The organism is Geodermatophilus sp. SYSU D00965, from assembly GCF_054050075.1.
Window position 1 is genome coordinate 152,885 of record NZ_JBJGYQ010000003.1, and the last position, 25,915, is coordinate 178,799.

At 76.9% G+C, this 25,915-nt stretch carries 30 protein-coding genes and 1 riboswitch; of the genes, 17 read left to right on the forward strand and 13 right to left on the reverse strand.

Translation table 11 applies throughout. The features are described 5' to 3' along the window. The first annotated feature begins 21 nt into the window (after positions 1-21). Positions 22-1,248 (forward strand): MFS transporter, encoded by a 1,227-nt coding sequence (locus ACI789_RS03765; RefSeq protein WP_457006796.1) that lies wholly within the window; start codon positions 22-24, stop codon positions 1,246-1,248. Here ACI789_RS03765 and ACI789_RS03770 read toward each other — a convergent pair. Together ACI789_RS03770 and ACI789_RS03775 are read right to left on the reverse strand one after the other, a co-directional pair. After that, the gene (locus tag ACI789_RS03770; protein WP_457006797.1) at positions 1,245-1,736 is read right to left on the reverse strand and encodes an FBP domain-containing protein; all 492 of its coding nucleotides are present in this window, start codon (positions 1,734-1,736) and stop codon (positions 1,245-1,247) included. The two genes, ACI789_RS03765 and ACI789_RS03770, sit on opposite strands and share 4 nt — an antisense overlap. Before the next feature lie 66 nt (positions 1,737-1,802). Continuing rightward, complete coding sequence (locus ACI789_RS03775) at positions 1,803-2,453, reverse strand: HAD hydrolase-like protein (protein WP_457006798.1); 651 nt, start codon at positions 2,451-2,453, stop codon at positions 1,803-1,805. Between the two features lie 116 nt (positions 2,454-2,569). Here ACI789_RS03775 and ACI789_RS03780 point away from each other — a divergent pair, with 116 nt between their 5' ends. After that, positions 2,570-2,962 (forward strand): hypothetical protein, encoded by a 393-nt coding sequence (locus tag ACI789_RS03780; protein WP_457006799.1) that lies wholly within the window; start codon positions 2,570-2,572, stop codon positions 2,960-2,962. Positions 2,963-2,965: 3 nt separating this feature from the next. Here the strand turns inward: ACI789_RS03780 and ACI789_RS03785 are convergent, their stop codons facing one another. Continuing rightward, positions 2,966-3,691, reverse strand: coding sequence for a cobalt-precorrin-6A reductase (locus ACI789_RS03785; protein ID WP_457006800.1), 726 nt, complete (start codon positions 3,689-3,691; stop codon positions 2,966-2,968). Positions 3,692-3,717: 26 nt separating this feature from the next. On the opposite strand from ACI789_RS03785, the gene ACI789_RS03790 reads away from it, so the two are divergent. Further along, entirely contained in the window at positions 3,718-4,812 is a 1,095-nt protein-coding gene (locus ACI789_RS03790) for a cobalt-precorrin-5B (C(1))-methyltransferase (RefSeq protein ID WP_457006801.1), read from the forward strand. Between the two features lie 143 nt (positions 4,813-4,955). Here the strand turns inward: ACI789_RS03790 and cobM are convergent, their stop codons facing one another. From cobM to def, 3 genes are all read right to left on the reverse strand, one after another. Then, on the reverse strand, positions 4,956-5,696 hold the full coding sequence (gene cobM, locus ACI789_RS03795; RefSeq protein ID WP_457006802.1) for a precorrin-4 C(11)-methyltransferase: 741 nt from the start codon (positions 5,694-5,696) through the stop codon (positions 4,956-4,958). Further along, positions 5,693-6,910 carry a precorrin-6y C5,15-methyltransferase (decarboxylating) subunit CbiE gene (gene cbiE / locus ACI789_RS03800; protein ID WP_457006803.1) on the reverse strand — a complete coding sequence of 406 codons (1,218 nt, stop codon included), beginning with the start codon at positions 6,908-6,910 and terminating at the stop codon, positions 5,693-5,695. Before cbiE ends, cobM begins: the two co-directional genes overlap by 4 nt. 157 nt (positions 6,911-7,067) lie before the next feature. Continuing rightward, positions 7,068-7,625 (reverse strand): peptide deformylase, encoded by a 558-nt coding sequence (gene def / locus ACI789_RS03805; RefSeq protein WP_457006804.1) that lies wholly within the window; start codon positions 7,623-7,625, stop codon positions 7,068-7,070. 58 nt (positions 7,626-7,683) lie between these two features. Here def and ACI789_RS03810 point away from each other — a divergent pair, with 58 nt between their 5' ends. From ACI789_RS03810 to ACI789_RS03830, 5 genes are all read left to right on the forward strand, one after another. Then, positions 7,684-8,700: a cobalamin biosynthesis protein gene (locus ACI789_RS03810; protein ID WP_457006805.1), complete on the forward strand. Its 1,017-nt coding sequence runs from the start codon at positions 7,684-7,686 to the stop codon at positions 8,698-8,700. 249 nt (positions 8,701-8,949) lie between these two features. After that, positions 8,950-10,398, forward strand: coding sequence for a MocR-like transcription factor YczR (gene yczR / locus ACI789_RS03815; RefSeq protein WP_457006806.1), 1,449 nt, complete (start codon positions 8,950-8,952; stop codon positions 10,396-10,398). A 214-nt stretch (positions 10,399-10,612) separates the two neighbouring features. Next, positions 10,613-11,368 (forward strand): ANTAR domain-containing protein, encoded by a 756-nt coding sequence (locus ACI789_RS03820; RefSeq protein WP_457006807.1) that lies wholly within the window; start codon positions 10,613-10,615, stop codon positions 11,366-11,368. 108 nt (positions 11,369-11,476) lie between these two features. After that, positions 11,477-12,142: a lysophospholipid acyltransferase family protein gene (locus ACI789_RS03825; RefSeq protein WP_457006808.1), complete on the forward strand. Its 666-nt coding sequence runs from the start codon at positions 11,477-11,479 to the stop codon at positions 12,140-12,142. Continuing rightward, on the forward strand, positions 12,139-13,647 hold the full coding sequence (locus tag ACI789_RS03830; RefSeq protein ID WP_457006809.1) for a cobyric acid synthase: 1,509 nt from the start codon (positions 12,139-12,141) through the stop codon (positions 13,645-13,647). The genes ACI789_RS03825 and ACI789_RS03830 overlap by 4 nt, the downstream gene beginning before the upstream one ends. Here ACI789_RS03830 and ACI789_RS03835 read toward each other — a convergent pair. Next, a complete protein-coding gene (locus tag ACI789_RS03835; protein ID WP_457006810.1) occupies positions 13,644-14,030 on the reverse strand; it encodes an acyl-CoA thioesterase in 387 nt (128 codons plus the stop codon). The two genes, ACI789_RS03830 and ACI789_RS03835, sit on opposite strands and share 4 nt — an antisense overlap. Before the next feature lie 33 nt (positions 14,031-14,063). Between ACI789_RS03835 and ACI789_RS03840 the strand changes: the two genes are divergently transcribed. Continuing rightward, the gene (locus tag ACI789_RS03840; RefSeq protein ID WP_457006811.1) at positions 14,064-14,654 is read left to right on the forward strand and encodes an MSMEG_1061 family FMN-dependent PPOX-type flavoprotein; all 591 of its coding nucleotides are present in this window, start codon (positions 14,064-14,066) and stop codon (positions 14,652-14,654) included. A gap of 63 nt (positions 14,655-14,717) precedes the next feature. Continuing rightward, positions 14,718-15,143: a VOC family protein gene (locus tag ACI789_RS03845; protein WP_457006812.1), complete on the forward strand. Its 426-nt coding sequence runs from the start codon at positions 14,718-14,720 to the stop codon at positions 15,141-15,143. Positions 15,144-15,163: 20 nt separating this feature from the next. Here the strand turns inward: ACI789_RS03845 and ACI789_RS03850 are convergent, their stop codons facing one another. Beyond that, on the reverse strand, positions 15,164-15,316 hold the full coding sequence (locus ACI789_RS03850; RefSeq protein WP_456916955.1) for a hypothetical protein: 153 nt from the start codon (positions 15,314-15,316) through the stop codon (positions 15,164-15,166). A gap of 213 nt (positions 15,317-15,529) precedes the next feature. Here ACI789_RS03850 and ACI789_RS03855 point away from each other — a divergent pair, with 213 nt between their 5' ends. Beyond that, on the forward strand, positions 15,530-16,069 hold the full coding sequence (locus ACI789_RS03855) for a type II toxin-antitoxin system PemK/MazF family toxin (protein ID WP_457006813.1): 540 nt from the start codon (positions 15,530-15,532) through the stop codon (positions 16,067-16,069). Between the two features lie 15 nt (positions 16,070-16,084). After that, positions 16,085-16,816 (forward strand): class I SAM-dependent methyltransferase, encoded by a 732-nt coding sequence (locus tag ACI789_RS03860; protein ID WP_457006814.1) that lies wholly within the window; start codon positions 16,085-16,087, stop codon positions 16,814-16,816. A gap of 4 nt (positions 16,817-16,820) precedes the next feature. Here the strand turns inward: ACI789_RS03860 and ACI789_RS03865 are convergent, their stop codons facing one another. The 5 genes from ACI789_RS03865 to ACI789_RS03885 all read right to left on the reverse strand — a co-directional run bounded on the left by ACI789_RS03865 (position 16,821) and on the right by ACI789_RS03885 (position 20,204). After that, positions 16,821-17,087, reverse strand: a complete 267-nt coding sequence (locus ACI789_RS03865) for a hypothetical protein (protein WP_456916952.1) — start codon at positions 17,085-17,087, stop codon at positions 16,821-16,823. Between the two features lie 64 nt (positions 17,088-17,151). Continuing rightward, the gene (locus ACI789_RS03870; RefSeq protein ID WP_457006815.1) at positions 17,152-18,198 is read right to left on the reverse strand and encodes an LLM class flavin-dependent oxidoreductase; all 1,047 of its coding nucleotides are present in this window, start codon (positions 18,196-18,198) and stop codon (positions 17,152-17,154) included. Positions 18,199-18,229: 31 nt separating this feature from the next. Beyond that, complete coding sequence (locus tag ACI789_RS03875) at positions 18,230-19,321, reverse strand: AbrB family transcriptional regulator (protein ID WP_457006816.1); 1,092 nt, start codon at positions 19,319-19,321, stop codon at positions 18,230-18,232. Between the two features lie 143 nt (positions 19,322-19,464). After that, positions 19,465-19,758, reverse strand: a complete 294-nt coding sequence (locus ACI789_RS03880; RefSeq protein WP_456916949.1) for a transcriptional regulator — start codon at positions 19,756-19,758, stop codon at positions 19,465-19,467. Further along, positions 19,755-20,204: a hypothetical protein gene (locus ACI789_RS03885; RefSeq protein WP_457006817.1), complete on the reverse strand. Its 450-nt coding sequence runs from the start codon at positions 20,202-20,204 to the stop codon at positions 19,755-19,757. Before ACI789_RS03885 ends, ACI789_RS03880 begins: the two co-directional genes overlap by 4 nt. A gap of 103 nt (positions 20,205-20,307) precedes the next feature. Next, positions 20,308-20,434, forward strand: a riboswitch (cobalamin riboswitch). A 57-nt stretch (positions 20,435-20,491) separates the two neighbouring features. Between ACI789_RS03885 and ACI789_RS03890 the strand changes: the two genes are divergently transcribed. Genes ACI789_RS03890 through cobC form a run of 5 tightly spaced genes read left to right on the forward strand, consistent with a single transcriptional unit; the run spans position 20,492 to position 25,915 of the window. Continuing rightward, positions 20,492-22,513: a putative cobaltochelatase gene (locus ACI789_RS03890; RefSeq protein ID WP_457006818.1), complete on the forward strand. Its 2,022-nt coding sequence runs from the start codon at positions 20,492-20,494 to the stop codon at positions 22,511-22,513. 1 nt (position 22,514) lies between these two features. After that, positions 22,515-23,129: a cob(I)yrinic acid a,c-diamide adenosyltransferase gene (gene cobO / locus ACI789_RS03895; protein WP_457006820.1), complete on the forward strand. Its 615-nt coding sequence runs from the start codon at positions 22,515-22,517 to the stop codon at positions 23,127-23,129. Further along, positions 23,126-24,499 carry a cobyrinate a,c-diamide synthase gene (locus ACI789_RS03900; protein WP_457006821.1) on the forward strand — a complete coding sequence of 458 codons (1,374 nt, stop codon included), beginning with the start codon at positions 23,126-23,128 and terminating at the stop codon, positions 24,497-24,499. The genes cobO and ACI789_RS03900 overlap by 4 nt, the downstream gene beginning before the upstream one ends. Beyond that, the gene (locus tag ACI789_RS03905) at positions 24,496-24,843 is read left to right on the forward strand and encodes a cobalamin biosynthesis protein (RefSeq protein ID WP_457006822.1); all 348 of its coding nucleotides are present in this window, start codon (positions 24,496-24,498) and stop codon (positions 24,841-24,843) included. The genes ACI789_RS03900 and ACI789_RS03905 overlap by 4 nt, the downstream gene beginning before the upstream one ends. Further along, positions 24,836-25,915, forward strand: a complete 1,080-nt coding sequence (gene cobC / locus ACI789_RS03910) for an Rv2231c family pyridoxal phosphate-dependent protein CobC (protein WP_457006823.1) — start codon at positions 24,836-24,838, stop codon at positions 25,913-25,915. The genes ACI789_RS03905 and cobC overlap by 8 nt, the downstream gene beginning before the upstream one ends.

Sequence of the window (25,915 nt, forward strand, 5' to 3'; positions counted from 1 at the left end):
CGGGAGGGCTTGCTCGTTGTCGTGCCCTCCCGCCGCCTGCCCCCGAGAGCCGCCTTCTGGACGGCCGCGACCCTGCTGGTCCTGGTCCTCGCCGCCTCGGGGGTGCCCTCGCCGCTCTACCGCGTCTACCAGGAGCGGTTCGGGTTCTCGGCCGGCGTCCTGACGACGGTCTTCGGCATCTACGCGATCGCCCTGCTGGGCGCGCTGCTGGTGGTGGGCCGGCTCTCCGACCACGTCGGGCGCCGTCCGGTGGTCGCCGTCGGCCTGCTGCTCCAGGTAGGCGCCAGCCTGCTGTTCCTCGCGGCGGACGGCGTGGGCTGGCTGCTGGCCGCCCGGGTGGTGCAGGGGCTGTCCGTCGGCGCCCTGACCGGCACGCTCGGGGCGGTGCTGCTGGACCTGCAGCGCCGCGACCGGCCGCTGGCGGCGATGCTCAACAGCGCCTCCCCCACGGTCGGGCTCTCCCTCGGCGCGGTGGGCGCCGGCCTGCTGGTCGAGCTCGCCGCCGAGCCGACCCGCTGGGTGTTCGCCTCCCTCTCGGTCGCCTTCGTGCTCGCCACCGCGGTGGTCGCGCTGCTCCCCGAGACCTCGCCGCGGACACCGGGGGCGCTGGCGTCGCTGCGCCCGCAGGTGCGGGTGCCCCGCGCGCACCGGGCGGCCTTCCTGGTCGCGCTGCCCTGCCTGGTCGCCATGTGGGCGCTCGGCGGGCTCTACCTCTCCCTCGGCCCGTCGCTGGCCGTGGACGTCTTCGGGGTCGACGACCACCTCGTCGGCAGCCTGCTGATCCTCGCCATGCAGGGGACCGGCGCGGTCGCGTCGACCACCATGTGGCGGGTGCGCCCGCAGCGGTCGATGCTCTCCGGCGCGCTGCTGTTCGCCGTCGGGGTGAGCATCGCGATCGCCGCGCTGGTCACCGCGTCGCTGGCGCTGTTCTTCGTCGCCTCGGTGGTGTCCGGGTTCGGCTTCGGCTCGGCGTTCCTGGGCGCGATGGGCACGATCACCGCGGGTGTCGTGCCCGGCGACCGCGCGGGGCTGCTCTCCAGCGTCTACGTGGTGGGCTACCTCGCCTTCAGCGTGCCGGCGATCGTCGCCGGGGTCGTCGCCGGCGAGGTGGGCCTGCGACCGACCGCCGAGGGCTACGCCGCGGTGCTCGTCGTCCTCACGGCGGTCGCGGTGGCCGGCCTGCTGCGCCGGCGCCGGGCCCTGCGGCAAGCGGCGCCGGTCGAGCAGGCCGAACCGGTAGCCGCCTAACGGCGGACGGCGGCGAGGAAACCCAGCGCGCGCTCCCGCAGCTCGCCGGCCCGCTGCGCCACGACCTCGGCCGGGTCGCGGTCCTGCAGCCACGGCGGGATCTCGGTCCGGACCCGGTGCGAGCAGGCGAGGTCGGCGCAGATGTAGGTGCCGACGGTGTTGCCGTTGCGCCCGGCCTCCCCCGCCCGCCGGGCGGTGAACAGCGAGACGCCGTCCCCGGGCTGCGCCGTCTGGCACAGCAGGCACATGGCCGCCGTCCGGCTCGACATGCGGCTGTCGGCGGCACGGACGGCGACGCCCACGGGCTGCTCGTCGACCTCGAGGACCAGGTACCCGCGCAGCGGCGCCTTCGGGTCCCGCCAGCCCAGCACCTCGAGCTGCGCCCAGTCCAGGTCGCCGAAGCCCTTCGGCAGGACCAGGCCGTCGGCCTCCCCCCGGGAGCAGTTGAGGAACGAGCGGCGTACCTGCCGCTCCGTCAGCGCGCGCACCGTGTTGCGTCCTTCCCTCGTCCAGTGACTTCCGCCGGACATCCTGCCCACACGGCCGCCGATCGCTCAGCCGAATTCCGGGCCCAGCGCCATCAGGACCTCCGCGGGCGTGGCGGCGACCACCGCCGCGCCGGCGTCCTCCAGCTCGCCGGCGGGCGCCGGTCCCCAGCCGGCGCCGATGCAGGGCAGCCCGTGCGCCGCGGCACCCAGGACGTCGTGGGCCCGGTCGCCGACCAGCACCGGGTCCCGGCCGCCGGGGTGGGCGGCCAGCGCCGCGGCGACGACCTGGTCCTTGTGCCGGACGGTGCCGTCGAGGGTGGCCCCGTGCACGCCGGCGAACGCGGACAGCAGACCGGTGTGCGCCAGCACCCGGACGGCGAAGGTCTCCGGCTTGCTGGTGGCGACCGCGAGCGTGGCGCCACCGGCCCGCAGCGCGGCGAGCAGCTCCGGGACGCCCTCGTGGACGCCGACGTCGAGCAGCGCCCCCGCCGCGTAGTGCGCCCGGTAGGCGGCCACCGCGCGCGGGACGTCGTCCGGCGGCACCCCGAGCACCAGGGCGAAGCCGTCCTGCAGCGGCGGGCCGACCATCTCCCGCAGCTGCTGCGGCGTGGGCTCGGGCAGGCCGAGCGCGGCTGCGGCCACCCGCACCGACGCCCAGATCCCGGGCGTCGAGTCGACGAGGGTGCCGTCGAGGTCGAAGAGGACCAGCCTGCTCACCGGCCGCCGACCCCCTGGTTCGGGGATCGACCGATCGGTGCCGGGCACTGGCGTGTCCTCACGGATGGTGCTCCAATCTTCAAACACTTCTCCTCGACCGTGCACCGGAGGACCCGATGACCCGGACCCGTGACACCGCCGTCGCAGCGCCCACGTCCACGATCCGGCCGGTGCAGGCCGCCGCCGTGCTGTCGGTGCTCGTGCTGCTCTGGCAGTTCTTCTCCGCCGGCCAGATGATCACCACCGGCGACGGGACCGGCGGGCACGGCGTGGGCGCGATCGCCCTGCACGTGGCGACCGGCCTCCTCCTGCTCGGCACCGCCCTGCACGCACGCCGCACCCGCGTGTGGTGGCCGGCCGCGCTCAGCGGCGTCACCTTCCTGCTCACCTTCCTCCAGGCCTGGCTGGGCAGCTCCGGCCAGATCGCGGCGCACGTGCCGGTCGCCCTGCTCGTCACCATCGGCATCGTGTGGGTGACGGCCTGGGCGTTCTGGCCCGCGAACTCGTAGTCCTCACCGGGCGCGCAGCCAGGCCAGCGCCTCCTCCACCGTGGCCACCACGGGCACGCCCGGGGGCACCGGGGGCCGGCGGACGACGACCACCGGCAGCCCCAGCTCCCGGGCCGCGGTGAGCTTGGCGGCGGTCATCCCGCCCCCGCTGTCCTTGGTGACGACGACCTCGACGGCGTGCTCGCGCAGCAGTGCCCGCTCCTCCTCGACGGTGAACGGGCCGCGGGCGAGCACGACCGTCGTCCGCGCCGGCAGGGGCGGGGACGGCGGGTCGACCGCCCGGACCAGGCAGCGGCCGCGCAGGCCGGCGAAGGCGGCCAGTCCCTGCCGGCCGGTGCTGAGGAACACCGAACCGGAGCCGGCCACCGCCTGCGCGGCCTCCGCCAGGGAGTCCACCCAGCGCCAGTCGTCGCCGGGACCGGCGGTCCAGCCGGGCCGCTGCAGCCGCAGCAGCGGCGTGCCGGTGGCAGCGGCGGCCGCGGCCGCGTGCGCGGTCATCGTCGCCGCGAACGGGTGCGTGGCGTCGACCAGCGCCGCCACGCCGTGCAGCGCCGCGGCCAGGCCCTCGACGCCGCCGAACCCGCCGACCCGCACCTCGCCCGGCGGCAGCACCGGGTCGGCGACCCGGCCGGCCAGCGAGCTGAGCACGTCCACACCCTCCTCGACCAGCCGCCCGGCCAGCCGCCGGGCCTCCCCCGTGCCGCCGAGCACCAGGACCCGGCCGGTCACCGCCGCGCCCCGTGCATGCTGATCCCGTGACGGAGGCCGGGCGGGAGCGCACCTCGGGGCTGCGCTACGGCTGGACGACCGGAGCCTGCGCGACCGCCGCGACGACGGCCGCCTACACCGCCCTGCTCACCGGCGAGTTCCCCGACCCGGTGGGGATCGACCTGCCGCGGGACGTGCACCCGACCTTCGCTCTGGCCACCGAGTCCCTGTCGCCCGGGGTCGAGGCCTGCGCCGGCGTGGTCAAGGACGCCGGCGACGACCCCGACGTCACCCACGGCGCGCTGGTGTCGGCGCGCGTCACCCACGGCGCACCCGGCAGCGGCGTCGTCTTCCGGGCCGGCCCCGGCGTGGGCACGGTGACCAAGCCGGGCCTGCCGCTGCCGGTCGGCGAGCCGGCGATCAACCCGATGCCGCGGAAGTTCATCCGCGAGCACGTCGCCGCGGTCGCCGCCCGCCACGGCGGCACCGGGGACGTCGTCGTCGAGGTCGCGGTGGCCGGCGGCGAGGAGCTGGCCCGGAGGACGTGGAACCCGCGGCTGGGGATCCTCGGCGGGCTGTCGATCCTGGGCACCACCGGCGTCGTCGTCCCGTACTCGTGCTCGTCGTGGATCGACTCGATCCGGCGCGGCATCGACGTCGCCCGCGCGGCCGGGCACCGGCACGTGGCCGGCTGCACCGGGTCGACCAGCGAGCGGGTGGTCAGCCAGCTCTACGGGCTCCCCGAGGACGCGCTGCTCGACATGGGGGACTTCGCGGGCGCCGTCCTCAAGTACCTGCGGCGCCACCCGGTGCCGCGGCTGACCGTCGCGGGGGGCATCGGCAAGCTGGCCAAGCTCGCCGACGGCCACCTCGACCTGCACTCCGGCCGCTCCCAGGTGTCCCCTGCGTCGCTGGCGGCGATGGTCCGCGACGCGGGCGGCGCGCCGGAGCTGGTCGAGGGCGTGCAGCGGGCGAACACGGCGCTCGACGCGCTGCAGCAGTGCCAGGCGGCGGGGCTGCCGCTGGGCGACCTGGTGGCCGCCGGCGCCCGCAGGACCGCGCTGGGGGTGCTGCGCGGTGCCCCGGTGGCGGTCGACGTCGTGGTCATCGACCGCGCCGGCACCGTGGTCGGCCGCGCGTAGCCGGAGGAGATTCGTCCGCGTCACGCCTGGAAGGACCCCGCTGCCCCCCTGGAAGGACCCCGTCCTCCTCACCCCTCGCACGCTCGGGGCGAGCCTCCGGACGGGGCCACGGAGGCTCGCGGTGAGCCCCTGCAGCGCGGCCATCACCGGGGCCGGGTCGTCGAGTAGAGGTGGCTGTCGGGGAACTGCCCGGCGGTCAGCACCGGGCCCACGACGACGACCGCCGTCCGCCGCACCCCGGCGTCCTCGACCTGCTGCGCGATGTCGGCGAGCGTGCCGCGCAGCACCAGCTCGTCGTCCCGGCTGGCCCGCGCGACCACCGCGACCGGGCCGTCGGCGCCGTAGTGCTCGGCCAGCTGCGGAGCGAGCTCGGCGATCCGCTGCACCGCCAGGTGCAGCACCAGGGTCGCCCCGGTGGCGGCGTAGGCGGCCAGCTCCTCCCCCGGCGGCATCGGGGTGGAGCGGGCCGACGTGCGGGTCAGGACGACGGTCTGGCCCACCCCCGGCACGGTGAGCTCCCGCCGGAGCGCCGCGGCGGCCGCGGCGAACGCCGGCACCCCCGGCACGACGTCGTAGGGCACCCCGGCGGCGTCCAGCCGGCGCATCTGCTCGGCCATCGCGCTGTAGACCGAGGGGTCCCCGGAGTGCAGGCGGGCGACGTCGAGGCCGGCCGCGTGCGCCGCGACCAGCTCGGCGGTGATCTCGTCGAGGTCGAGGTCGGCGGTGTCGACCAGCCGGGCGCCGGGCGGCGCGGTGTCGAGCAGCTCGCGCGGCACCAGCGCACCCGCGTAGAGGCAGACCGGGCAGGTCGCGATCAGCCGCGCCGCGCGCAGGGTGACCAGGTCGGCCGCGCCCGGTCCCGCTCCGATGAAGTGCACGGTCACGGCCTGGTCACCGACCAGACGGTCACGGGCATCGCGGGCCGCCAGCCGGTGAAGGAGCCCACCGGCTCGGCGCGCTGCACGGCGATCCGCACCAGCTCCCCGCCCACGCGGGCGTGCCAGGCCGCCAGCACCGCCTCGCCCTCCACCGTGACCGCGTTGGCGACCAGCCGGCCGCCGGACGGCAGCGCCTCCCAGCAGGTCTCCAGCAGCCGCGGGGTGGTGAGGCCGCCGCCGACGAACACCGCGTCCGGCGGGGCCAGGCCCGAGAGCGCGGCGGGGGCGGAGCCGTGGACGACCCGCAGGTACGGGACGCCGAGCCGGGAGGCGTTGCGGGCGATCCGCTCGGCCCTCTCGGCGGAGGCCTCGACGGCCACGGCGCGGCAGGTGGGGTGCGCCCGCATCCACTCGATGCCGATCGAGCCCGCTCCGGCGCCGACGTCCCACAGCAGCTGCCCGGGCACGGCGGCGAGGCGGGCGAGGCTGATCGCCCGCACCTCGGACTTGGTCAGCTGGCCGTCGTGCTCGTAGGCGTCGTCGGGCAGCCCGGGGGTGGTCGGCAGCGGCGCGGTCCCGCGGTCGGCCCGGCACTCGACGGCGGTGACCACCAGCGCCGGCGCCGGCTGCGACCAGGTGGCCGCGGTGCCGGTGCGCACCACCTCGTCGGGGCCGCCGAGCCCGCCGAGCACGGTCACCCGGCTGGGCCCGTACCCGCGCGCGGTGAGCAGAGCCGCGACCTGTGCCGGGGTGCGCCCGTCCGAGCCGAGGACCAGCAGCCGTCGCCCCGGCTGCACGTGCGGGTGCAGCAGCTCGAGCGGGCGGCCGACCAGGGTGACCACCTCGGTCTCCTCCACCGCCCAGCCCAGGCGCGCGCAGGCCAGCGACACCGAGGACGGCGCCGGCAGCACCCGCACCCGGCCGGAGCCGAGCAGCCGGGTCAGCGTGGTGCCGATGCCCGACAGCATCGGGTCCCCGCTGGCCAGGACGACGACCGCCCGGCCGGCGTGCTCCTCCAGCAGCCCGGGCAGCGCCTCGCTCAGCGGGGAGGGCCAGGCCACCCGCCGGGCACCCACCGAGGACGGGACGAGGTCGAGCTGGCGGGAGCTGCCCAGGAGCACCTCCGCGCGCTCCACCTCGGCGCGCGACGCCGGCGCGAGCCCGTCCCACCCGTCGGCGCCGATGCCGACGACGACGAGCGGGGCCGTCGCCACGGTCACGCCGTGCCCATGGGCGCGACTCCGACCTCGGTCCGTTCCGCGCTCGCCGTGCTGTCGCCTCGCCTCCGCGCTCGCTCCGCTCCCCGCTCGCAGAGCTCGCTGCGATGCTCACTCGCTGTCGGCCCGGGCGCTCGCTGCGATGCTCCCTCGGGCGTCGTCACGCCGGGAGCTCCCCGCCGGGGCCCGCGGCCTCCGCCAGCAGCCGCTCGCGCAGCTCCTCGGGCAACCGGTCGACGTAGACGGTCCCGTCCAGGTGGTCGACCTCGTGCTGCAGGCAGCGCGCGGCCATCCCGGTGGCCTCGATCGACACCGGTACGCCGTCCGCGTCGACGCCGTCCACCCGGGCCCGGAAGGCGCGCGGCAGCTCGGCGTAGGGGCCGGGCACCGACAGGCAGCCCTCCTCGGTGACCTCCTCGGCGGGCTCGCCCTCGTGCGGCTCCAGGATCGTCAGCTCGGGGTTGACCACGTAGCCGACGACGTCCTCGCCGGCCGCGTCGGGGCAGTCGATGACGAAGATCCGCGCGTCCACCCCGATCTGGTTGGCCGCCAGGCCCACACCGTCGGCGGCCTCCATGGAGGCGAACATGTCCAGGACCAGGCGGCGCAGGTCCTTGCCGAACGCGGTGACCGGCGCGCACGGGCGGTGCAGGACCGGGTTGCTGCCGTAGGTGACGATCGGCCGGGCTGTGCCGGAGTACCGGCCGGGCAGGCGCATGGACGCCGATCCTAGGGACGGCTCCCGCTCCCGAGGCGGGCCGCGGGTGCTCCCTCACGTGCTCCCCACGTGCTCGTGCTCTGCTTGCGCGGCGCACGCAGCGCACGAGCACCCGGAGGAGGACCCGCTGACCACGCCCACCGCCGTCGGCCTGGCCCTGGGCGCCGCCGCCGACCTGCTGCTCGCCGATCCGCGCCGCGGCCACCCGGTGGCGGGGTTCGGCCGGGTGGCCGCCGCGCTGGAGCGCCGGGTCTGGCGGGACTCCCGCGCGGCCGGCGCCGGGTACGCCGCCGCGCTGGTGGCGGGCGCCGCCGGGCTGGGCGCCGCAGTCGACCGGGCCACCCGCGGTCGCCGCGCCGTCCGCACCCTCGCCACGGCGGCGGCCACCTGGGCGGTGCTCGGCGGCACGTCGCTGGGCCGGGCCGCCACCGCGATGGCCGCGGAGCTCGACGCCGGGGACCTGCCCGCCGCCCGGGCGCTGCTGCCCACCCTCGCCGGCCGGGACCCCCGGTCCCTCGACGAGGGCGAGCTGGCCCGGGCGACCGTCGAGTCGGTCGCGGAGAACACCTCCGACGCCGCCGTCGCCCCGCTGTTCTGGGGTGCGGTCGCAGGGGTGCCCGGCCTGCTGGCGTACCGGGCGGTGAACACCCTCGACGCGATGGTCGGCCACCGGTCCCCGCGGTACGCGCGGTTCGGCTGGGCGGCCGCCCGGGCGGACGACGTCGCCAACTGGCTGCCCGCGCGGGTCACCGCGGCGCTCACCGTGGCCACCGCCCCGGCGACCGGGGGCTCGGCGCGCGGCGCCTGGACCGCCTGGCGACGTGACGGGGCCGCCCACCCGAGCCCCAACGCCGGGCGCTGCGAGGCCGCGCTGGCCGGCGCCCTGGGACTGCGGCTGGGCGGCCGCAACGTCTACGGCAGCAGGGTGGAGGACCGGCCGGTGCTCGGCACCGGGCGGGCGCCGGCGGCCGGGGACATCGCGCGCGCGGTGCGGCTCTCCCGCGCCGTGTGGATCGCGGCGGCGGCCCTGTCCACGATCGGCGCGGCCACGACGTCCTGGTCGCGCCGCGGCTGAGCCGGGTGCCGCGGCAGGACGCCCCGCGGCTCGGGCAGGACGAAGAAGCCGGCCGGATCGGTCCGGGCGTGGCTGGCCGGCGGGTCGGCCGGACCGCGGCCACCGCGGACGGCGACGGCGAGGGTGGTCACCGACAGGGCGACCAGCCCGACGAGGACGAGCAGGACGATGACACCACCTGTAGTCATGACCAGAGATTGGCACCGTCAACACTGGCGTAGAGCGGTCCACTTCGGCATGGTGGACCGCATGCCATCGGGAATCGGCCAGTCCACTTCGGCGCAGGAGCTGGCCACGCTGGTCGAGCCACTGGGGGCGCTGCCCGGCCCCCGGTACGTGGCGCTGGCCCGGCGGGTCCGCGAGCTGGTCACCACCGGGACGCTGCCCGTGGGCACCCGGCTGCCGGCCGAGCGCGAGCTGGCCACCGCGCTCGGGGCCAGCCGGGTCACCGTCGCCTCGGCCTACCGGCTGCTGCGGGCGGAGGGGTTCGCGGCCACCCGGCACGGCTCGGGCACGGTCACCGAGCTGCCGACGGCGAGCAGCGGCTGGCGGGCGCCGAGCACCGACCCGGAGGTGCTCGACCTGGCCCACGCCGCCCCGGAGGCGGTGCCGGAGGTGCAGGCCGCCTACGAGCAGGCGGTGGCGGCGCTGCCCGGGTACACCACCGGGCACGGCTACGCGCCCAGCGGCCTGCCCGAGCTGCGCGCCGCGATCGCCGAGCGGTTCACCGCCCGCGGCCTGCCCACCGACCCCGACCAGGTGGTGGTCACCGCCGGCACCGGGGACGCCACGGCGATCGCCGTCTCGACCCTGCTGCAGCCCGGTGACCGCGTGCTGGTGGAGCACCCCACCTACCCCGGCGCCATCGGGATGGTGGGCGCGGCGGGCGGGCGCTGCGTGCCCGCGCCGGTCGACGGCGCCGACCCCGATGCCCTGGTGGGTGCCGCGGCGATCGTCGCGCGGCAGAGCAGTCCCCGGCTGGCCTACCTCATGCCCGACTTCTCCAACCCCTCCGGCGCGCGGCTGTCGGCGGCCGGGCGGCGCCGGCTGTCGGCGACCCTCTGGCAGCACGGCGTCCTGGCCGTCGTCGACGAGGTGACCGCCGAGCTGTACCTGGACGACGGGCCGCTGCCCCCGTTCGCGGCGGGGCTGCCCGACCCGGCGACGGTCACCGTGGGCGGTCTGGCCAAGGCCGTCTGGGGCGGGCTGCGCATCGGCTGGCTCCGGACCGACGCCGCGCTCGCCGACCAGCTCGGGGCCGCGCTGGGCCGTCGGCAGCTGTCGGTCGGGGTCGTGGACCAGCTGGCCGCGACCGTCCTCGTGCGGCAGCTCGACGGCATCCTCGAGCGGCGCCGGCAGGTGCTGCGCGAGCGGCGGGACGTGCTGCTCACCGAGCTGGCCCGGTGCCTGCCCGACTGGACCGCACCGCGGCCGGCCGGCGGGCTGTCGGTGTGGTGCCGGTTGCCGGCGGGCACCAGCTCGGCCGCGCTCACCGCGGGCGCCGCGGCGCACGGCCTGCTCCTGGCGGAGGGACGCGCGTTCGGCACCGGCCACGCCTTCGACGACCACCTGCGGCTGCCGTTCACCCTGCCGCCCGACCGGCTGCGGACCGCGGTGGAGCTCCTCGCCGAGCTCGCCGCGGGGCTGCCCGCGCGGCCCGGGGACAGGTCTCCGGCCCGTCCGGCCACCGTCGTGTAGTGACACCTCCGGGGGTGCGGACGCGGACAGGCCGTGGCGACGCGGCGCGGCGTGCGATCGGGTGGTCGCTGCGCGTGCAGAACCTCCCGTTGCGTCGTACCGTCCGGGGGAACGGAGCGGCCGGCCTCGCCCGCCGGCGTACCGCGGTGGTCGAACACACGGCCGGCGGCGCCCGAGACCGGGTCGAGCCCGGTGGCACCCTCGTGGAGTCGACATGACAGCGACGCCTTCCCCCACCCTCGGCCGGTCCCGCCCCGTGGCCGAGCACCCGACGCCGGCGGCCCGTCCCGGCGCGTCTGCTGCACGACCGGTCCCCACGCCGCACCGGCTGGCCGGGCGGTTCCGCCACGACCGGCGCACCGGCAACTGGGCGTGGTCGCCGGAGATGGCCAGGCTGCTCGGCCTCCCGCGCGGAGGCGCGCACCCCTGCGCGGAGCTGCTGGCGCGGGCCCTGCACCCGGGCGACCGGTCGCGGGCGCTCGACGCGATCACCCGGGCCTGCGCCGACGGGCTGCCCTTCTCGCTGCGCGTTCGCCTGGGCAGCCGGAGCGGCCTGGGCACTCCCGCCGTCCTCGTCGGGGAACCGGTGGTGGACGCGGCCGGGTCGGTGGACGCGCTGGAGGGCCTGCTGGTCCTCCTGCCCGAGGAGGCGGAGGTGGATGCGGCGTCGTGCGCCCACGGGTCGGTCGACGACCGGGTCCAGGCGCTGGAGACCGAGGTGTGCCAGCTGCGCACCGCGATGGCCAGCCGGGCGGCGATCGAGCAGGCCAAGGGCATCCTGATGCTGCTCACCAGCTGCGGTGAGCAGGTGGCCTTCGACCTGCTGGCGCACATCTCCAGCAACTGCCACCGCAAGGTCCGCGACGTGGCCGTGGCGATCGCCGAGTCCGCCGCGGGCCGGTCGTCCCTGCCGGCCGACGTGCGGGCCCTGATCCGGGACGTCTGCCCGCCCACACCGCGCATGCACTGAGAAAGGACCCTCCCGCCCCTGCGGACAGCCGGGGACGTCGGCACGGGAGAATGCCCGCTGTCGTCGGCAGCCGCCGGTGGCTCCCCGAGCCGAGAGGGGAAGCGCGGCGTGCTCTACCTCGTCGCCCGGTTCCTGCTGCGCCCGCTGTTCCACGCGGTCCTCCGCATGCGCGTGACCGGGAAGGAGAACGTCCCGCCCACCGGGCCGGTGATCCTGGCCAGCAACCACCTGTCGTTCATCGACAGCATGGTCATCCCGCTCTCGGCCCCGCGGCGGGTGCACTACCTGGCCAAGGCCGAGTACTTCACCGGACCCGGCATCGGGGGCTGGCTGTCCAGGCAGCTGTTCACCGCGCTGGGCGCCATGCCCGTCGAGCGGCAGACCTCCCGCGCGGCGCAGGAGGCCCTGGACACCGCGCTCGGGGTCCTCCGCCGCGGCGAGGGGTTCGGCATCTACCCCGAGGGCACCCGCTCGCGGGACGGCCGGCTGGCCCGCGGCAAGACCGGGGTCGCCTGGCTGGCGCTGACCGCCGACTGCCCCGTCGTCCCGGTCGCGGTGTCCGGCACCGACAAGGTGCAGCCGGTCGACGCCAGGTGGCCGCGGCCGCACAAGGTCTCGGTCACCTACGGCGAGCCGCTCACCTTCCCCGAGTACCGGGGCATGGCCGGCAACGGCCGCGCCCGCCGGGCGGTCACCGACCGGATCATGGAGGCGATCGCCGAACTGTCGGGGCAGGAGAAGGCCGGCTGGGGCGCGCCCCGCGAGGTGGCGTGACCCGCAGCCGCCCCGGCGCGCTGCTCGTCGCCGGGACGACGTCGGACGCCGGCAAGTCCGTGGTCACGGCCGGCATCTGCCGCTGGCTGGTGCGCCAGGGGGTCTCGGTGGCCCCGTTCAAGGCGCAGAACATGAGCAACAACTCGATGGTCACCCCCGACGGCGCGGAGATCGGCCGGGCCCAGGTGGTGCAGGCCGCGGCCGCCCGCGTCGAGCCCGAGGCGGCGATGAACCCGGTGCTGCTCAAGCCCGGCGGGGAGGACTCCAGCCACGTCGTCGTCCTCGGCAAGCCGGTCGCCGAGGTGACCGCGCTGTCCTACCGGCCGATGAAGGCGGCGCTGCTCGAGCAGGTGCTGGCCAGCCTCGCCGACCTGCGCGCCCGGTTCGACGTCGTGGTCTGCGAGGGCGCGGGCTCCCCCACCGAGATCAACCTGCGGGCCGACGACATCGCCAACATGGGCCTGGCCACCGCCGCGCGACTGCCGGTGGTGGTCGTCGGCGACATCGACCGGGGCGGGGTGTTCCCCGCCCTCTACGGCACCGTCGCGCTCATGCCCCCCGCCGACCAGCGGCTGGTCGCCGGCTTCCTGGTGAACAAGTTCCGCGGCGACGTCCGGTTGCTGCGCCCGGGCCTGGAGGCGCTGACCGGGCTGACCGGGCGGCCCACGCTCGGCGTGCTGCCGTGGCGCGACGGTCTCGACCTCGACGTCGAGGACTCCCTCGGCCTCGGGACGCCCCGGGCCGCGGCCGGCCCCCCGCACGGGGAGGACGTGCTGCGGATCGCGGTCGCGCGGCTGCCGAGGCTGTCCAACTCCACCGACGTCGACGCGCTGGCCGCCGAGCCCGGCGTGCTGGTCCGCTACGCGACCACGCCGCAGGAGCTGGCCGACGCCGACCTGGTCGTGCTGCCCGGCACCCGCGCCACCGTCGCCGACCTGCGCTGGCTGCGCGCCACCGGGCTGGCCGACGCCGTGTCGCGGCGGGCCGCGGAGGGCCGGCCCGTGCTGGGCATCTGCGGGGGCCACCAGATGCTGGCGCGGACCATCACCGACGACGTCGAGTCGCGGGCCGGCGCGGTCCCTGGGCTCGGGCTGCTGCCGGCCGACGTCCGCTTCGCCCGGGAGAAGACCCTGGGCCGGCCGGTGGGGACGGCGTTCGGCGAGGCGGTGCGCGGCTACGAGATCCACCACGGCGTGGTCACCGTCGACGACACCGCCGAGCCCTTCCTCGACGGCGCCCGGTCCGGCGCCGTCTGGGGCACCACCTGGCACGGGGCGTTCGAGAACGACGCCTTCCGGCGGGCGTTCCTGGCCGAGGTGGCACGGGTGGCCGGCCGGCGGTTCGTCCCGGCACCGGACACCGACTTCGCCGCGGTCCGGGAGCGGCGGCTCGACGCGCTGGGCGACCTGGTCGCCGAGCACGCCGACACCGCGGCCCTCTGGCGGCTGGTCGAGGAGGGCGTCCCGGACGGGCTCCCGCTGCTCCCCCCGGGCGCCGGGCGCTAGGGCGCCAGCCGCGCGCGGACGTCGTCGGGCCAGGCCGCGGCGACGCCGTCGGCCACGCACACGTACGTCGTACGGACGACGCAGCAGGACCGCTCCCCGACGCGCACGGTGAACCGCGCCGTGACGCTGGTGCGCCCCACCCGCTCGGTCTCGGCGTCCACGGTGACGGTGTCGCCCCAGCGGGCGGGGGACGCCCACTCCAGCGTGCTGGCCTTGACCAGCGGGTCGATGCGACGCTCGGCGAGCTCCGCCCAGGGCAGCCCCATCGAGGCCCACCAGACGGTGGAGGCCTCGTCGGCCCAGGTGAGGTAGTGGGCGTTGAACACCACGCCCTGCTGGTCGCACTCGACGTACCGGACCGGGGAGCTCCACTGTGCGGGCACGAGGCCGAACGCTAGCCCGCTACCGTCGGGCCCATGGACGACGTGCTGGCCCGGTACCGCGACCCCTCCCAGCTGGTGCAGGACAAGGTGATCGACCACCTCGACCGGCACTGCGCCGCCTTCATCGGGCTCGCGCCGTTCGCCACGCTGTCCACGGCGTCGGCCGAGGGCTGGCCGGACGTCTCGCCGCGCGGCGGCGACCCGGGCTTCGTCAAGGTGCTCGACGCGCACCGGCTGGCCCTCCCCGACCGGCCGGGCAACAACCGGGTGGACAGCCTGCGCAACGTGGCCGGCAACCCCCGCGTGGCGCTGCTGTTCCTGGTGCCGGGCATCGAGGAGACCCTCCGCGTGTACGGCACCGCGGAGCTGGCCGTACCCGAGGAGCTCGACGTGGACCTCACCGAGTTCGGCCGCGCCCCCCGCTCGGTGCTCGTGGTGACCGTCGAGCGGGCCTACTTCCAGTGCGCCAAGTCGGTGATGCGCTCGGGGCTGTGGGACCCGCAGCGGCGGGTCGAGCGCTCGGCGTTCGCCCCGATGCGCGTGGTCTTCGCCGACCACTGCCGGCTGACCACCCCGCTGCCGGACGACGCGGTGATGCGTGCCGGGCTGGCCGAGGAGCTCTGAGCCGCCGGCACCTCGGGTCTCCGGCACCCGCGAGTCGTCGGTACCCGGCCCTACGGTGCGCCCATGGCGACCGACGTGCAGATCGTGATCGACAGCGCCGACCCGCACGGGCTGGCCGACTGGTGGGCCGACGCCCTGGGCTGGCAGGTGGAGGCCCAGGACGAGGCGTTCATCCGCCGGATGGTGGAGTCCGGCGCGGCGGCGGAGTCCGACACCACCACGCACCGCGGCGCGCTGGTGTGGCGGGTCGGAGCGGCGCTGCGGTCACCCGACCCGGGCCGACCGCGGGTGCTCTTCCAGCTCGTCCCCGAGGCCAAGACGGTCAAGAACCGCGTGCACCTGGACCTGCACGTCGGGCCCGAGCGGCGCGACGACGAGGTGTCCCGGCTGGTGGGGATGGGTGCCACCGAGCTGTACCGGGAGAAGCAGGGCCCGTTCGAGTGGGCGACGCTGCGCGATCCGGAGGGCAACGAGTTCTGCGTCGCCTAGCGGCCTCCTGCAGGGGTCCTTCAGCTGGCGCGCAGGTCCCGGGCGAGCTTCCGGTAGGCGACGGTGCGCTCGGCGATCGCGCGGCGGCGTCCGCGTCTGGTGCGGCGGTCGTTGGTGCCGAGGTAGCGGGCGTCCTCCACGAGCTGGAAGGCCGCGAGGACGCTGGCCTTCACCTCCCGCGAGCGTGGTGCGGCCGGGGGTACCGGCTGGGCCGAGGTCATCGAGGACCCCCCTCTCCCGGCGGGCCACCTCTGACCACCCCGTGCCGTCATGGTGCCCCTCTATCGGCAGTTCCAACCACGAACGTGACTGATTGGTACCGGAGTGTCACGTGGGACACATGGTGTTCCCCGTCACCGCGCGGGCGGGGTCCGTACCGTGCGGGCATGGCGCGAAGCGGGCTCGTCCGACGGCTCACCGGGGTGCTGCGCGCGGTCACGCGGCCGGCCACGCGTGCGGTCCGCCGCCCACGCGGCCGCGGGCGGGTCGTCACGGCCGAGGTCTCCGGTCCCGGCGTCCGGGACCTCGACGGCGGCCTCGCCGGGGTCGACCTCGGCTACCGCCCCCGACCCGACGACCGGCCCGATCCGGGCGAGGTGGTGTGGGCCTGGGTCCCCTTCGACGAGGGCGACGGCCGCGGCAAGGACCGCCCCGTGCTCGTCGTCGGGCGGCGCGGCGAGGAACTGGTCGGCCTGATGCTCTCCAGCCAGGACCACGACCTCGACGCGGCCGACGAGGCGCGGCACGGGCGGTACTGGCTCGACGTCGGGCGGGGCGCCTGGGATCCGCAGGGCCGGCCCAGCGAGGTGCGCCTGGACCGCCTGCTCACGGTGCCCCCCACCGCCGCCCGCCGCGCGGGAGCCGCCCTGGACCGGGCGCGCTTCGACGAGGTGGTCGCCGCCGTCCGCGCGTTCCACGGCGCCTGAGCGCGCCCCTCCGGGATGGACGCCGCCGAGGTCTTCTGGGCCCTGCACCGGGACCTGCCGCGCGAGGGCGTCGGCTCCGACGCGACGACCCGCGCGCTGCTCGACCTCGCGGGGGACCTGCCGGCCGAGCCGCGCGCCCTCGACATCGGGTGCGGACCGGGCCGGGCGTCGCTGGTGCTCGCCGCGGCCGGCGCCCGCGTCGTCGCCGTCGACCTGCACGAGCCGTTCCTCCGCCGGGCGCGGCAGGCCGCCGTCGACGCCGGGCAGGCCGGCCGGGTCGCCGTCGTCCGCGCGTCGATGACCGCCCTGCCGTTCCCCGACCGGGCCTTCGACCTGCTGTGGTGCGAGGGCGCGGCCTACCTGATGGGCGTCGACGCCGCACTGCAGGACTGGCGCCGGCTGCTCCCCTCCGGCGGCGTGCTGGTGTTCACCGAGGCCGTGTGGACGACCGCGCACCCCTCGGCCGACACCCGCGCGTTCTGGGCCGCGTACCCGGCGATGCGCGACGTCGCGGCGACCGAGGCGGCGGCGCGCGCCGCGGGCTGGGAGGTCGTCGCCAGCCGGCTGCTGCCCGACTCGGACTGGGAGGACGAGTACTACGTCCCGCTGGCGGCGGCGATCGACGCGTGGCCGGACCCCGACGAGGCGACGGCGGCGGTGCTGGCCCAGGCCCGGACCGAGGTGGACCTGCGGCGCACCCGGGCCGGCGAGTACGGCTACGCGGGGTTCGTGCTGCGGCGCCGGTGAGCGGTCAGTCCGCGACCGACTCGTCGCGCACGGTCTGGCGGGGCCGCACGGTGTAGACGCCGGCCGTCCCGGTGAGCGTGGTCAGGTCGTAGCGGTGCACGACCTTCGGGCCGCCGTGGAGGTGGACGTGGGTGATCGTCGGCAGCGGCTGCCCGTGCCTCGCCTCCCGGATCTCCACCCGCCCGTCGAGCGGGCCACCGACGAACAGCAGCACGGCGTCCTCGGCGCCCCTCGTCTCGGCGCCCTCCGTGTCCTCGGCCAGCGTGCTCACCTCCCTCGCGCCCCGGTCGAGGGTAGGCGAGTCAGGCGGCCGCGGGGGCTCCCCGATGAGGTGATCAGTCCGACGTCCCGGCGCGCGAGGCGAGCTCCGCGCGGACGATCGGGGCGACCTCGGTGCCGAGCAGCTCGATCGAGCGCAGGACCTCGCGGTGCGGGGCGGCGCCCAGCGAGGACTGCACCAGGAACCGGTCGTGCCCGAACAACTCGTGCTGGAAGAGGATCTTCTCGGCGACCTGCTGGGGGCTGCCGACGACGACCGCGCCGTGCAGCCCGGCCAGGGCGTCGAAGTCCGGGCGGGTCATCGGGCCCCACCCGCGCTCGCGGCCCAGCTGGGTCATCACCTCGGCGTAGGTGTCGTAGAAGCTGTCGGCGGCGGCCTGCGAGGTGTCGGCGACGAAGCCGTGGGAGTTGATCGAGACCGGCAGCGGCCCGTGCCCGTACTGGGCAGCGGCCCGGCGGTGCAGCTGGGCCAGCGGGGCGAAGCGGGCCGGCTCGCCGCCGATGATCGCCAGCGCCAGCGGCAGACCCAGCGCACCGGCCCGGACGACGGACTGCGGGTTACCGCCCACCGCCACCCACACCGGCAGCGGGTCCTGCACCGGGCGGGGGAAGACCGGCTGGTCGACCAGCGCGGCGCGGTGCCGGCCCTTCCAGGTGACCCGCTCGGAGTCGCGCAGCGCGAGCAGCAGGTCCAGCTTCTCGGCGAACAGCTCGTCGTAGTCGTCGAGGTCGTACCCGAACAGCGGGAAGGACTCGATGAACGACCCGCGCCCGGCCATGACCTCCGCCCGGCCGTGGGAGAGCAGGTCGACGGTGGCGAACTGCTGGAACACCCGCACGGGGTCCTCGGAGGACAGCACGGTGACCGCGCTGGTCAGCCGGATCCGCGTCGTCCGGACGGCGGCCGCGGCGAGCACGGTGGACGGCGAGCTGACCGCGTAGTCGAGCCGGTGGTGCTCCCCCACGCCGAAGACGTCGAGCCCCACCTGGTCGGCGAGCTCGATCTCCTCGAGCAGGTTCGCCAGCCGCTGCTCGGGGCTGATCGTCGTCCCGGTGCGCGGGTCCCGCAGGACGTCGCCGAACGTGTAGACCCCGAGCTCCACTGTCACTCCCTGTGCATCGTCGGTTGAACGGTCAACCACCTGTCGTCGGCTCGGATTCCCCCGGGCCGGCGCGGCGCAGCCAGCGGGCGAGCAACGGCGCGGACAGCAGCATCACGAACAGCCGGAGCACCTGGACGGCGAGCACGAAGGTGGCGTCGGCGCCGCCGTCCTGTGCGGTGGCCAGGACCGCGTACAGCCCGCCGGGCGTCGTGGCGAGGTAGGCGTCGAGGGCGCTGGCGTCGGTCGTCACGGTGAGGACCGCGCCGAGGCCGGCGCACGCCGCGATCAGGCCCAGGATGATCGCCAGCGCCAGCGGCAGCGCCCGCCCGACGGTGCGCAGGCTGTCCCGGGTGAAGTTCAGCCCCACCGTCAGGCCGATCAGCAGGAACGCGGCCAGGCCGAGCGCCGTGGGGACCTCGGCGCCCCGCGACAGGCCGCTCAGGTCCAGGCCGGTCGCCACGAGCATCGGCCCGAGCAACGCCGGCACCGGGATGTGCAGCAGCCGCGCCAGCGGGACGCCGGCCAGCAGGCAGACCGCGCAGAACAGCAGGTCGACCGGCCAGCCGGGGCCGGCGCCGTCCACCACCGCGCCGCCGGCCCCGGGCGCGGCGCCGAACACGGCCGTCGCCGTCACCGGCATCAGCACGACGATGATCAGCACCCGCAGGTACTGGAGGACGGCGACCATCCGGTCGTCGGCGCCGAGCTCCCGGGCCATCACGGTGATCCCCGACGCGCCGCCGGCGATCACCGAGAACGCGCCGGTCACCGGGCTGATCCCCGGCTGCAGCCGCATCAGCAGCCCGGCCAGCAGGGTCAGCACCAGGGTGCCGATCGTGACCGAGAGGACCGGCAGCCAGTCCCGGCCGATCGCGGCGAGGGTCTCCAGGTCGACCAGCGCGCCGATGGAGACCCCGATCAGGCCCTGCGCGGCGATCATCCCGGGGCGCGGGACCACGAGCCGCCGCCGTCCGGCCAGGCCGCGGACCAGGCCGACCACCAGGCCGCCGAACAGCGAGGGCGAGGGCAGGTCGAGGGCGTCGAAGAGGACGGTGGCCACGACCGCGGCGGCGAGGACCAGCGCCGCGTCCACCAGCCGCGCGATGCGCCCCGGGCCCCCCACGGTGCCCACTCTGCCCGCCGACCGCCGTGAGCCCGGGGCGGCCCCTCGGCAGGCACGCGCCGTGGCCCCGTCCAGGGCACCGCCCCGAGCCTGCGACGGGTGGGGAGGACGGGGTCCTTCCGTCGTGGGCGAGGGGTCCTCCCTCAGACGCCGGCGATCCGCCGCAGTTCGGCCACGTGGGCGTCGAAGGCGCGCCGACCGTCCTTGGTGAGCGCCAGACTGGTGCGCTGGCGCGAGGCGATGGTGGCCTTGTGCGCCTTCACGTACCCGGCCTCCTCCAACTGCCGGACGTGCTTGGAGAGGACGGAGTCGCTCACCCCGACCCGGTCCCGGACGGCCGCGAACTCCATGGTGTCGACCGCGGCCAGCAGGCCGCAGATCTGCAGCCGCGGCGGCGGGTGGATCACCGTGTCGAACCGCGGGGCCGTCGCGGTCACAGGGAGCTCCGCATCTCCGCGGCGAGGGCACGGCCCCAGCGGCGGCTGAGCAGCGCCGCCGCCAGGCCGAGCACCGCCCCGGCCACGACCATCACCCAGTGCTGGTCGAAGCCCTCGGCGAGGACGAACGCGGCGATCAGGACGGGCAGCACGATCGCCGTCCAGACCGCCATGGCGCCGGGGCTGACGGTCACCCAGATCCCGGTCATGTGCTTGTAGGCCGACACCAGGGCGCCCAGGCCGCCCATGAACACGATCACGGCCGGGAAGGTCACCCACAGCGAGTCGAAGGCGTAGGAGGACAGGAAGCCGAAGAGCAGCAGTCCCAGCGCGACGTCGTACCACCAGGGCTGCAGGACCCGGTCGGCCAGTGCCTCCCGGTCCGCCTGCAGGGCGGCGAGCTGCGCGGCGGCGGTGGTGCGGTCGGAGACCCCGTTGCTTTCCATGTCGGAAAGTGTGGCGGTCACTTTCCACTCCGTCAAGAGACGGGTGACTGTCCGCGCGCCGCGGCGGCGTGGTTGCATGACCGGGCCACAGCGACGGCAGTGGAGGAAGCCCGGTGAGATTCCGGCGCGGTCCCGCCACTGTGACCGGGGAGTCGGCCCCCACGCTCGGCCACTGTCCCCGCGGGGACGGGAAGGTCGGGGGCGGACGGCGATCCGGCAGCCAGGAGACTCCCGCCGTCGTCCCTGCTCCCTCCGGGCGTGGACACCCGGGGAGGAAGGACGCCCGGGTGACCTATCCCTTCGGCGCCGTCGTCGGCATGGACGACATGCGCCTGGCCCTGCTGCTCAACGCCGTCTCCCCCGCGGTCGGCGGCGTGCTCGTCCGCGGCGAGAAGGGGACGGCGAAGTCGACGACGGTGCGCGCGCTGGCCGCCGTCCTGCCGCCGGTGGACGTCGTCACCGGCTGCCGGTTCGCCTGCGACCCCGCCGCCCCGGACCCGGCCTGCCCGGACGGCCCGCACGACGCGGACACCCCCGGCCAGACGCGGGCGGCCCGGCTGGTCGAGCTGCCGGTCGGCGCCTCGGAGGACCGCGTCGTCGGCTCGCTGGACCTCGAGCGGGCGCTCACCGAGGGCGTCAAGGCGTTCGAGCCGGGGCTGCTGGCCGCCGCGCACCGCGGCGTGCTCTACGTCGACGAGGTCAACCTGCTGCACGACCACCTGGTCGACCTGCTGCTGGACGCCGCGGCACTGGGCACCGCCTACGTCGAGCGCGAGGGCGTCTCGGTGCGGCACGCGGCCCGGTTCCTGCTGGTCGGGACGATGAACCCCGAGGAGGGCGAGCTGCGCCCGCAGCTGCTGGACCGGTTCGGCCTGACCGTGGAGGTCGCCGCGCCCCGCGACCCGGCCGAGCGGGCCGAGGTGGTGCGCCGCCGGTTCGCCCACGACGCCGACCCGGCCGGGTTCGCCGCGGCGTGGGCCGCCGAGGAGACGGCGCTGGCCGCCCGCATCGCCGACGCCCGCGCCCGGCTGCCGCACGTCGTCCTCTCCGACGACGCGCTGCGCCAGGTGACCGCGGTCTGCGCCGCCTTCGACGTCGACGGGCTGCGCGCGGACCTGGTCACCGCCCGGGCCGCGATCGCGCACGCCGCCTGGTGCGGGGGCGAGGAGGTCACCGAGGACGACGTGCGGGTGGCCGCCCGGCTGGCCCTGCCCCACCGCCGCCGGCGCAACCCGTTCGACGCGCCGGGCCTGGAGCAGCAGACCCTCGACCAGGCCCTCGCCGACGCCCGCCCCGAGGAGCCCGACGACGGCCCCGACGACGACGGCCCCGGCGGCCCGGACGACGGCGGCGGCTCCGGACCCGACGACGCGCCGAGATCCCGTGATCTCGACACCGGCGCCGCGGGGGAGCCGCCGACATCCCGTGATCTCGACAGCGGTTCCGCGCGCGAGGAGGGCGCCGGGCCGGCGCCGGAGCGGGCCGCCGCGGCGCCGGGCGACCCGTTCCGCACCCGCCGGCTGGAGGTGCCCGGAATCGGCACGGGCGTGGCCGGACGGCGCTCCCGGGCCCGCTCCGACCGGGGCCGCGTGGTCGGCTCGACCCGCCCGCGCGGCACGGTGAGCCGGCTGCACCTGACCGACACGGTGCTCGCCGCCGCGCCGCACCAGCGGGCCCGCGGCCGCACCGGCCCGGGGCTGCGCCTCGCGCGCGGCGACCTGCGGCAGGCCACGCTGGAGGGCCGCGAGGGCAACCTCGTGCTCTTCGTCGTCGACGCCAGTGGCTCCATGGGGTCGCGGTCGCGGATGGGCGCGGTGAAGGGCGCCGTCCTGTCGCTGCTGCTCGACGCCTACCAGCGGCGGGACAAGGTCGGCCTGGTCACCTTCCGCGGCACCGGCGCCGAGCTGGCGCTGCCGCCCACCTGGTCGGTCGAGGCGGCCGCGGCCCGGCTGCGTGAGCTGCCGACCGGCGGGCGCACCCCGCTGGCGGCGGGCCTGCTGCGCGCGCACGAGACGCTCCGGGTGGAGCGGGTCCGCGACCCGCAGCGCCGCCCGCTGCTGGTCGTCGTCACCGACGGCCGGGCGACGGGGGTCCGCGGCGCCACCGCGGTCGCGGACGCGCACGCCGCGGCCGGCCTGCTCGCTGCCACCGGGGTCGCGAGCGTCGTCGTCGACTGCGAGTCCGGGCCGGTGCGGCTCGGGTTGGCCGGCGCTCTCGGTGCCGTCCTCGGCGGGCCGACGCTGCGGCTGGAGGAGCTGGCCGCCGAGTCGCTCGCGGCGACCGTCCGCAGCGCGCGCGAGGCGGCCTGACGTGCCGAAGGGGCAGGTTTCCTCGGTCCCCGACGACGGGCTGACCACGCGGGCGCGGCGCAACCGGCCGATCCTGGCCGTCCACACCGGGGAGATGAAGGGCAAGTCGACCGCCGCGTTCGGCATGGCGATGCGGGCGTGGAACCAGGGCTGGTCGATCGCGGTCTACCAGTTCGTCAAGAGCGCGAAGTGGAAGGTCGGCGAGGAGACCGCCCTGACCGCGCTGGGCCGGCTGCACGAGCAGACCGGCGAGGGCGGCCCCGTCGTCTGGCACAAGATGGGCCCGGGGTGGAGCTGGTCGCGCCGGCAGGGCACCGAGGTCGACCACGCCGCCGATGCCGCCGAGGGCTGGGCGCAGATCAAGCGCGACCTCGCCGCCGAGGCCCACCGCTTCTACGTGCTCGACGAGTTCACCTACCCGCTGACGTGGGGCTGGGTGGACGTCGACGACGTCGTGGGGACCCTGACCAACCGCCCCGGCACGCAGCACGTGGTGGTCACCGGCCGCAACGCGCCGCCGGCGCTGGTCGAGGCCGCCGACCTGGTCGTGGAGATGACCAAGGTCAAGCACCCCATGGACGCCGGCCAGAAGGGCCAGCGGGGGATCGAGTGGTGACCGCGGTCGTCCCCCGGGTCGTGATCGCCGCCCCGGCGAGCAACGCGGGCAAGACGTCGGTCACCACCGGGCTGGTCGCCGCCCTCACCGCCCGCGGGCTGGCCGTCTCCCCGCACAAGGTCGGTCCCGACTACATCGACCCCGGCTACGCGGGCCTGGCCGCCGGGCGGCCGGGGCGCAACCTCGACCCGGTCCTGGTCGGCGAGGAGCGGGTGGTCCCGCTGTTCCTGCACGGGGCCCGGGGCGCCGACGTCGCGGTCGTCGAGGGGGTCATGGGTCTGTTCGACGGCGCCACCTCCCCCGCCGTCGAGCCCGGGTTCGCCTCCACCGCGCACGTGGCCCGGCTGCTGCGCGCCCCGGTGGTGCTGGTCGTGGACGCCTCCGCGCAGGCGCAGAGCGTCGCGGCGCTGGTGCACGGCTTCGCCACGTTCGACCCGACGGTGCGGATGGGCGGCGTCGTCCTCAACCGGGTCGGCAGCGACCGCCACGAGGAGATCCTGCGGGAGGCCCTCGGCGCGTCAGGGGTGCCGGTCCTCGGGGCGGTCCGGCGGCTGGACGAGCTGGTCACCCCCTCCCGGCACCTGGGTCTGGTGCCCGCCGCCGAGCGATCGGCCGAGGCGCTGGCCACGGTGCGGCGGCTCGGCGAGGTGGTCGCGGGGGCCCTCGACCTGGACGCCGTCCTGCGGCTGGCCCGCTCCGCTCCCGGCCTGGACGCCGTCCCGTGGGACCCCGCCGCCGAGGTGCGCCGGGCCGAGGGGCGGCCGCGGATCGCCGTCGCCGGGGGTGCGGCGTTCACCTTCGGCTACGCGGAGAACACCGAGCTGCTCGAGGCCGCGGGCGCCGAGGTGGTGACCGTCGACCCGCTGCGCGACGAGCACCTCCCCGAGGAGACCTCCGGGCTGGTGGTCGGCGGCGGGTTCCCCGAGGTCCACGCCGCGCAGCTGTCGGCCAACGCCACGCTGCGGGCGGACGTCGCCGCGCTCGCGGAGCGGGGCGCCCCGGTCGCCGCCGAGTGCGCAGGGCTGCTGTACCTGGCCCGCAGCCTGGACGGCGTCCCGATGTGCGGGGTCCTGGCCGCCGACGCGGCCATGTCGCCCGGCCTCACGCTCGGGTACCGGGAGGCCGTCGCCCTCACCGACTCGGCGCTCGCCCCGGCGGGCACCCGGGTGCGGGGGCACGAGTTCCACCGCACCGTCGTCACGCCGGCCGCCGGGGCGCGCCCGGCCTGGCGCTGGGCCGGCGCCGCGCCGGAGGGGTTCGTCGAGGGCGGCGTCCACGCGAGCTACCTGCACCTGAACTGGGCCGGCTCCCCGGTCCTCGCCGAGCGGTTCGTGGCCGCCTGCGCGGTCCCGGCGGGGATGGCGCGGTGATCGTCGTCGGCGTGGGTGCGCGCCCGGGGGTCGAGGCCGCGGAGGTCCTGGCCGCGGTGGACGCCGTCCTGCCCGCCGGGGCCGACGGCGTCCGGCTGGCCACGCTCGACGCCCGCGCCGCGGAACCGGGCCTGCGGGCGGCCGCGGCGGCCCGCGGGTGGTCGCTCGCGGGACACCCGGCGGCAGCACTGGCCGCCGTCCCGGTGCCGGCGCCGTCGGCCCGGGTGGCCGCCGCGGTCGGGACGCCCTCGGTCGCCGAGGCCGCCGCGCTGCTCGGCGGGGGCACGCTGCTCGTCGGCCGGACGGTGGTCGGCCGGGTCACGGTGGCGGTGGCCGGTGAGTGAGCCCGACCTGGGCCACCACGGGGACGCCGAGCTGGCCCCGGGCCTGGTCGACCTCGCCGTCAACGTGCGCCCGGGCACGCCGCCGCCGTGGCTCCGGGCGGTGCTGCACGACGCGCTCGACGACTGCGCCGGCTACCCCGACGCCGGGCCGGCCCGTGCCGCGGTCGCCGCCGCACACGGCCGCCCGCCGCAGGAGGTGCTGCTCACCGCGGGCGCGGCCGAGGCGTTCACCCTCGTCGCGCGGGCCCTGCAGCCGCGCCGGGCGGTCGTCGTCCACCCGTCGTTCACCGAGCCGGAGGCCGCGCTGCGCGCCGCCGGGCACCCGGTCGAGCGGCTGCTGCTGGCGGCTCCGCGGTTCCGGCTGGACCCGGCCGCCGTCCCGGACGACGCCGACCTGGTGGTGCTCGGCAACCCGACCAACCCGACCTCGGTGCTGCACCCGCAGCGGGACGTCGCCGCGCTGGCCCGGCCCGGCCGGGTGCTCGTCGTCGACGAGGCGTTCGCCGACACGGTGCCCGGCGAGCCGGAGTCCCTCGCCGGCCGCTCCGACCTTCCGGGGCTGCTCGTGGTGCGCAGCCTGACCAAAACCTGGGGCCTGGCGGGGTTGCGGGTGGGCTACTGCCTGGGCCCGGCCGACCTGGTCGCCGCCCTCGGCGCCGCCCAGCCGCACTGGCCGCTGGCCACCCCGGCCCTGGCCGCGCTCGTCGCGTGCACCCGGCCGGAGGCCCGCGCCGAGGCCACCGCGGCGGCCCACCACCTCATCGACCACCGGGAGGTGCTGGTGCAGGCCCTGCCGCCGCAGGTCGAGGTCCTCGCCGAGCCGCGGTCGTCCTTCGTGCTGCTGCGGGTGCCCGGCGGCGAGCGGGTCCGCGCGGAGCTGCGCGCGCGGGGCTGGGCGGTGCGCCGCGGCGACACCTTCCCCGGTCTGGACGGCGACCACCTGCGGGTCGCCGTCCGCGCTCCGGCGACCTCGCGTGCGTTCGCCGCGGCCCTGGCTGCGATCCTGGAGGGGATCCCTCCCGCGCCACCGACGCCGCGGGCCGCGCCCCGCCTGCCCGAGGAGATCCGCTGA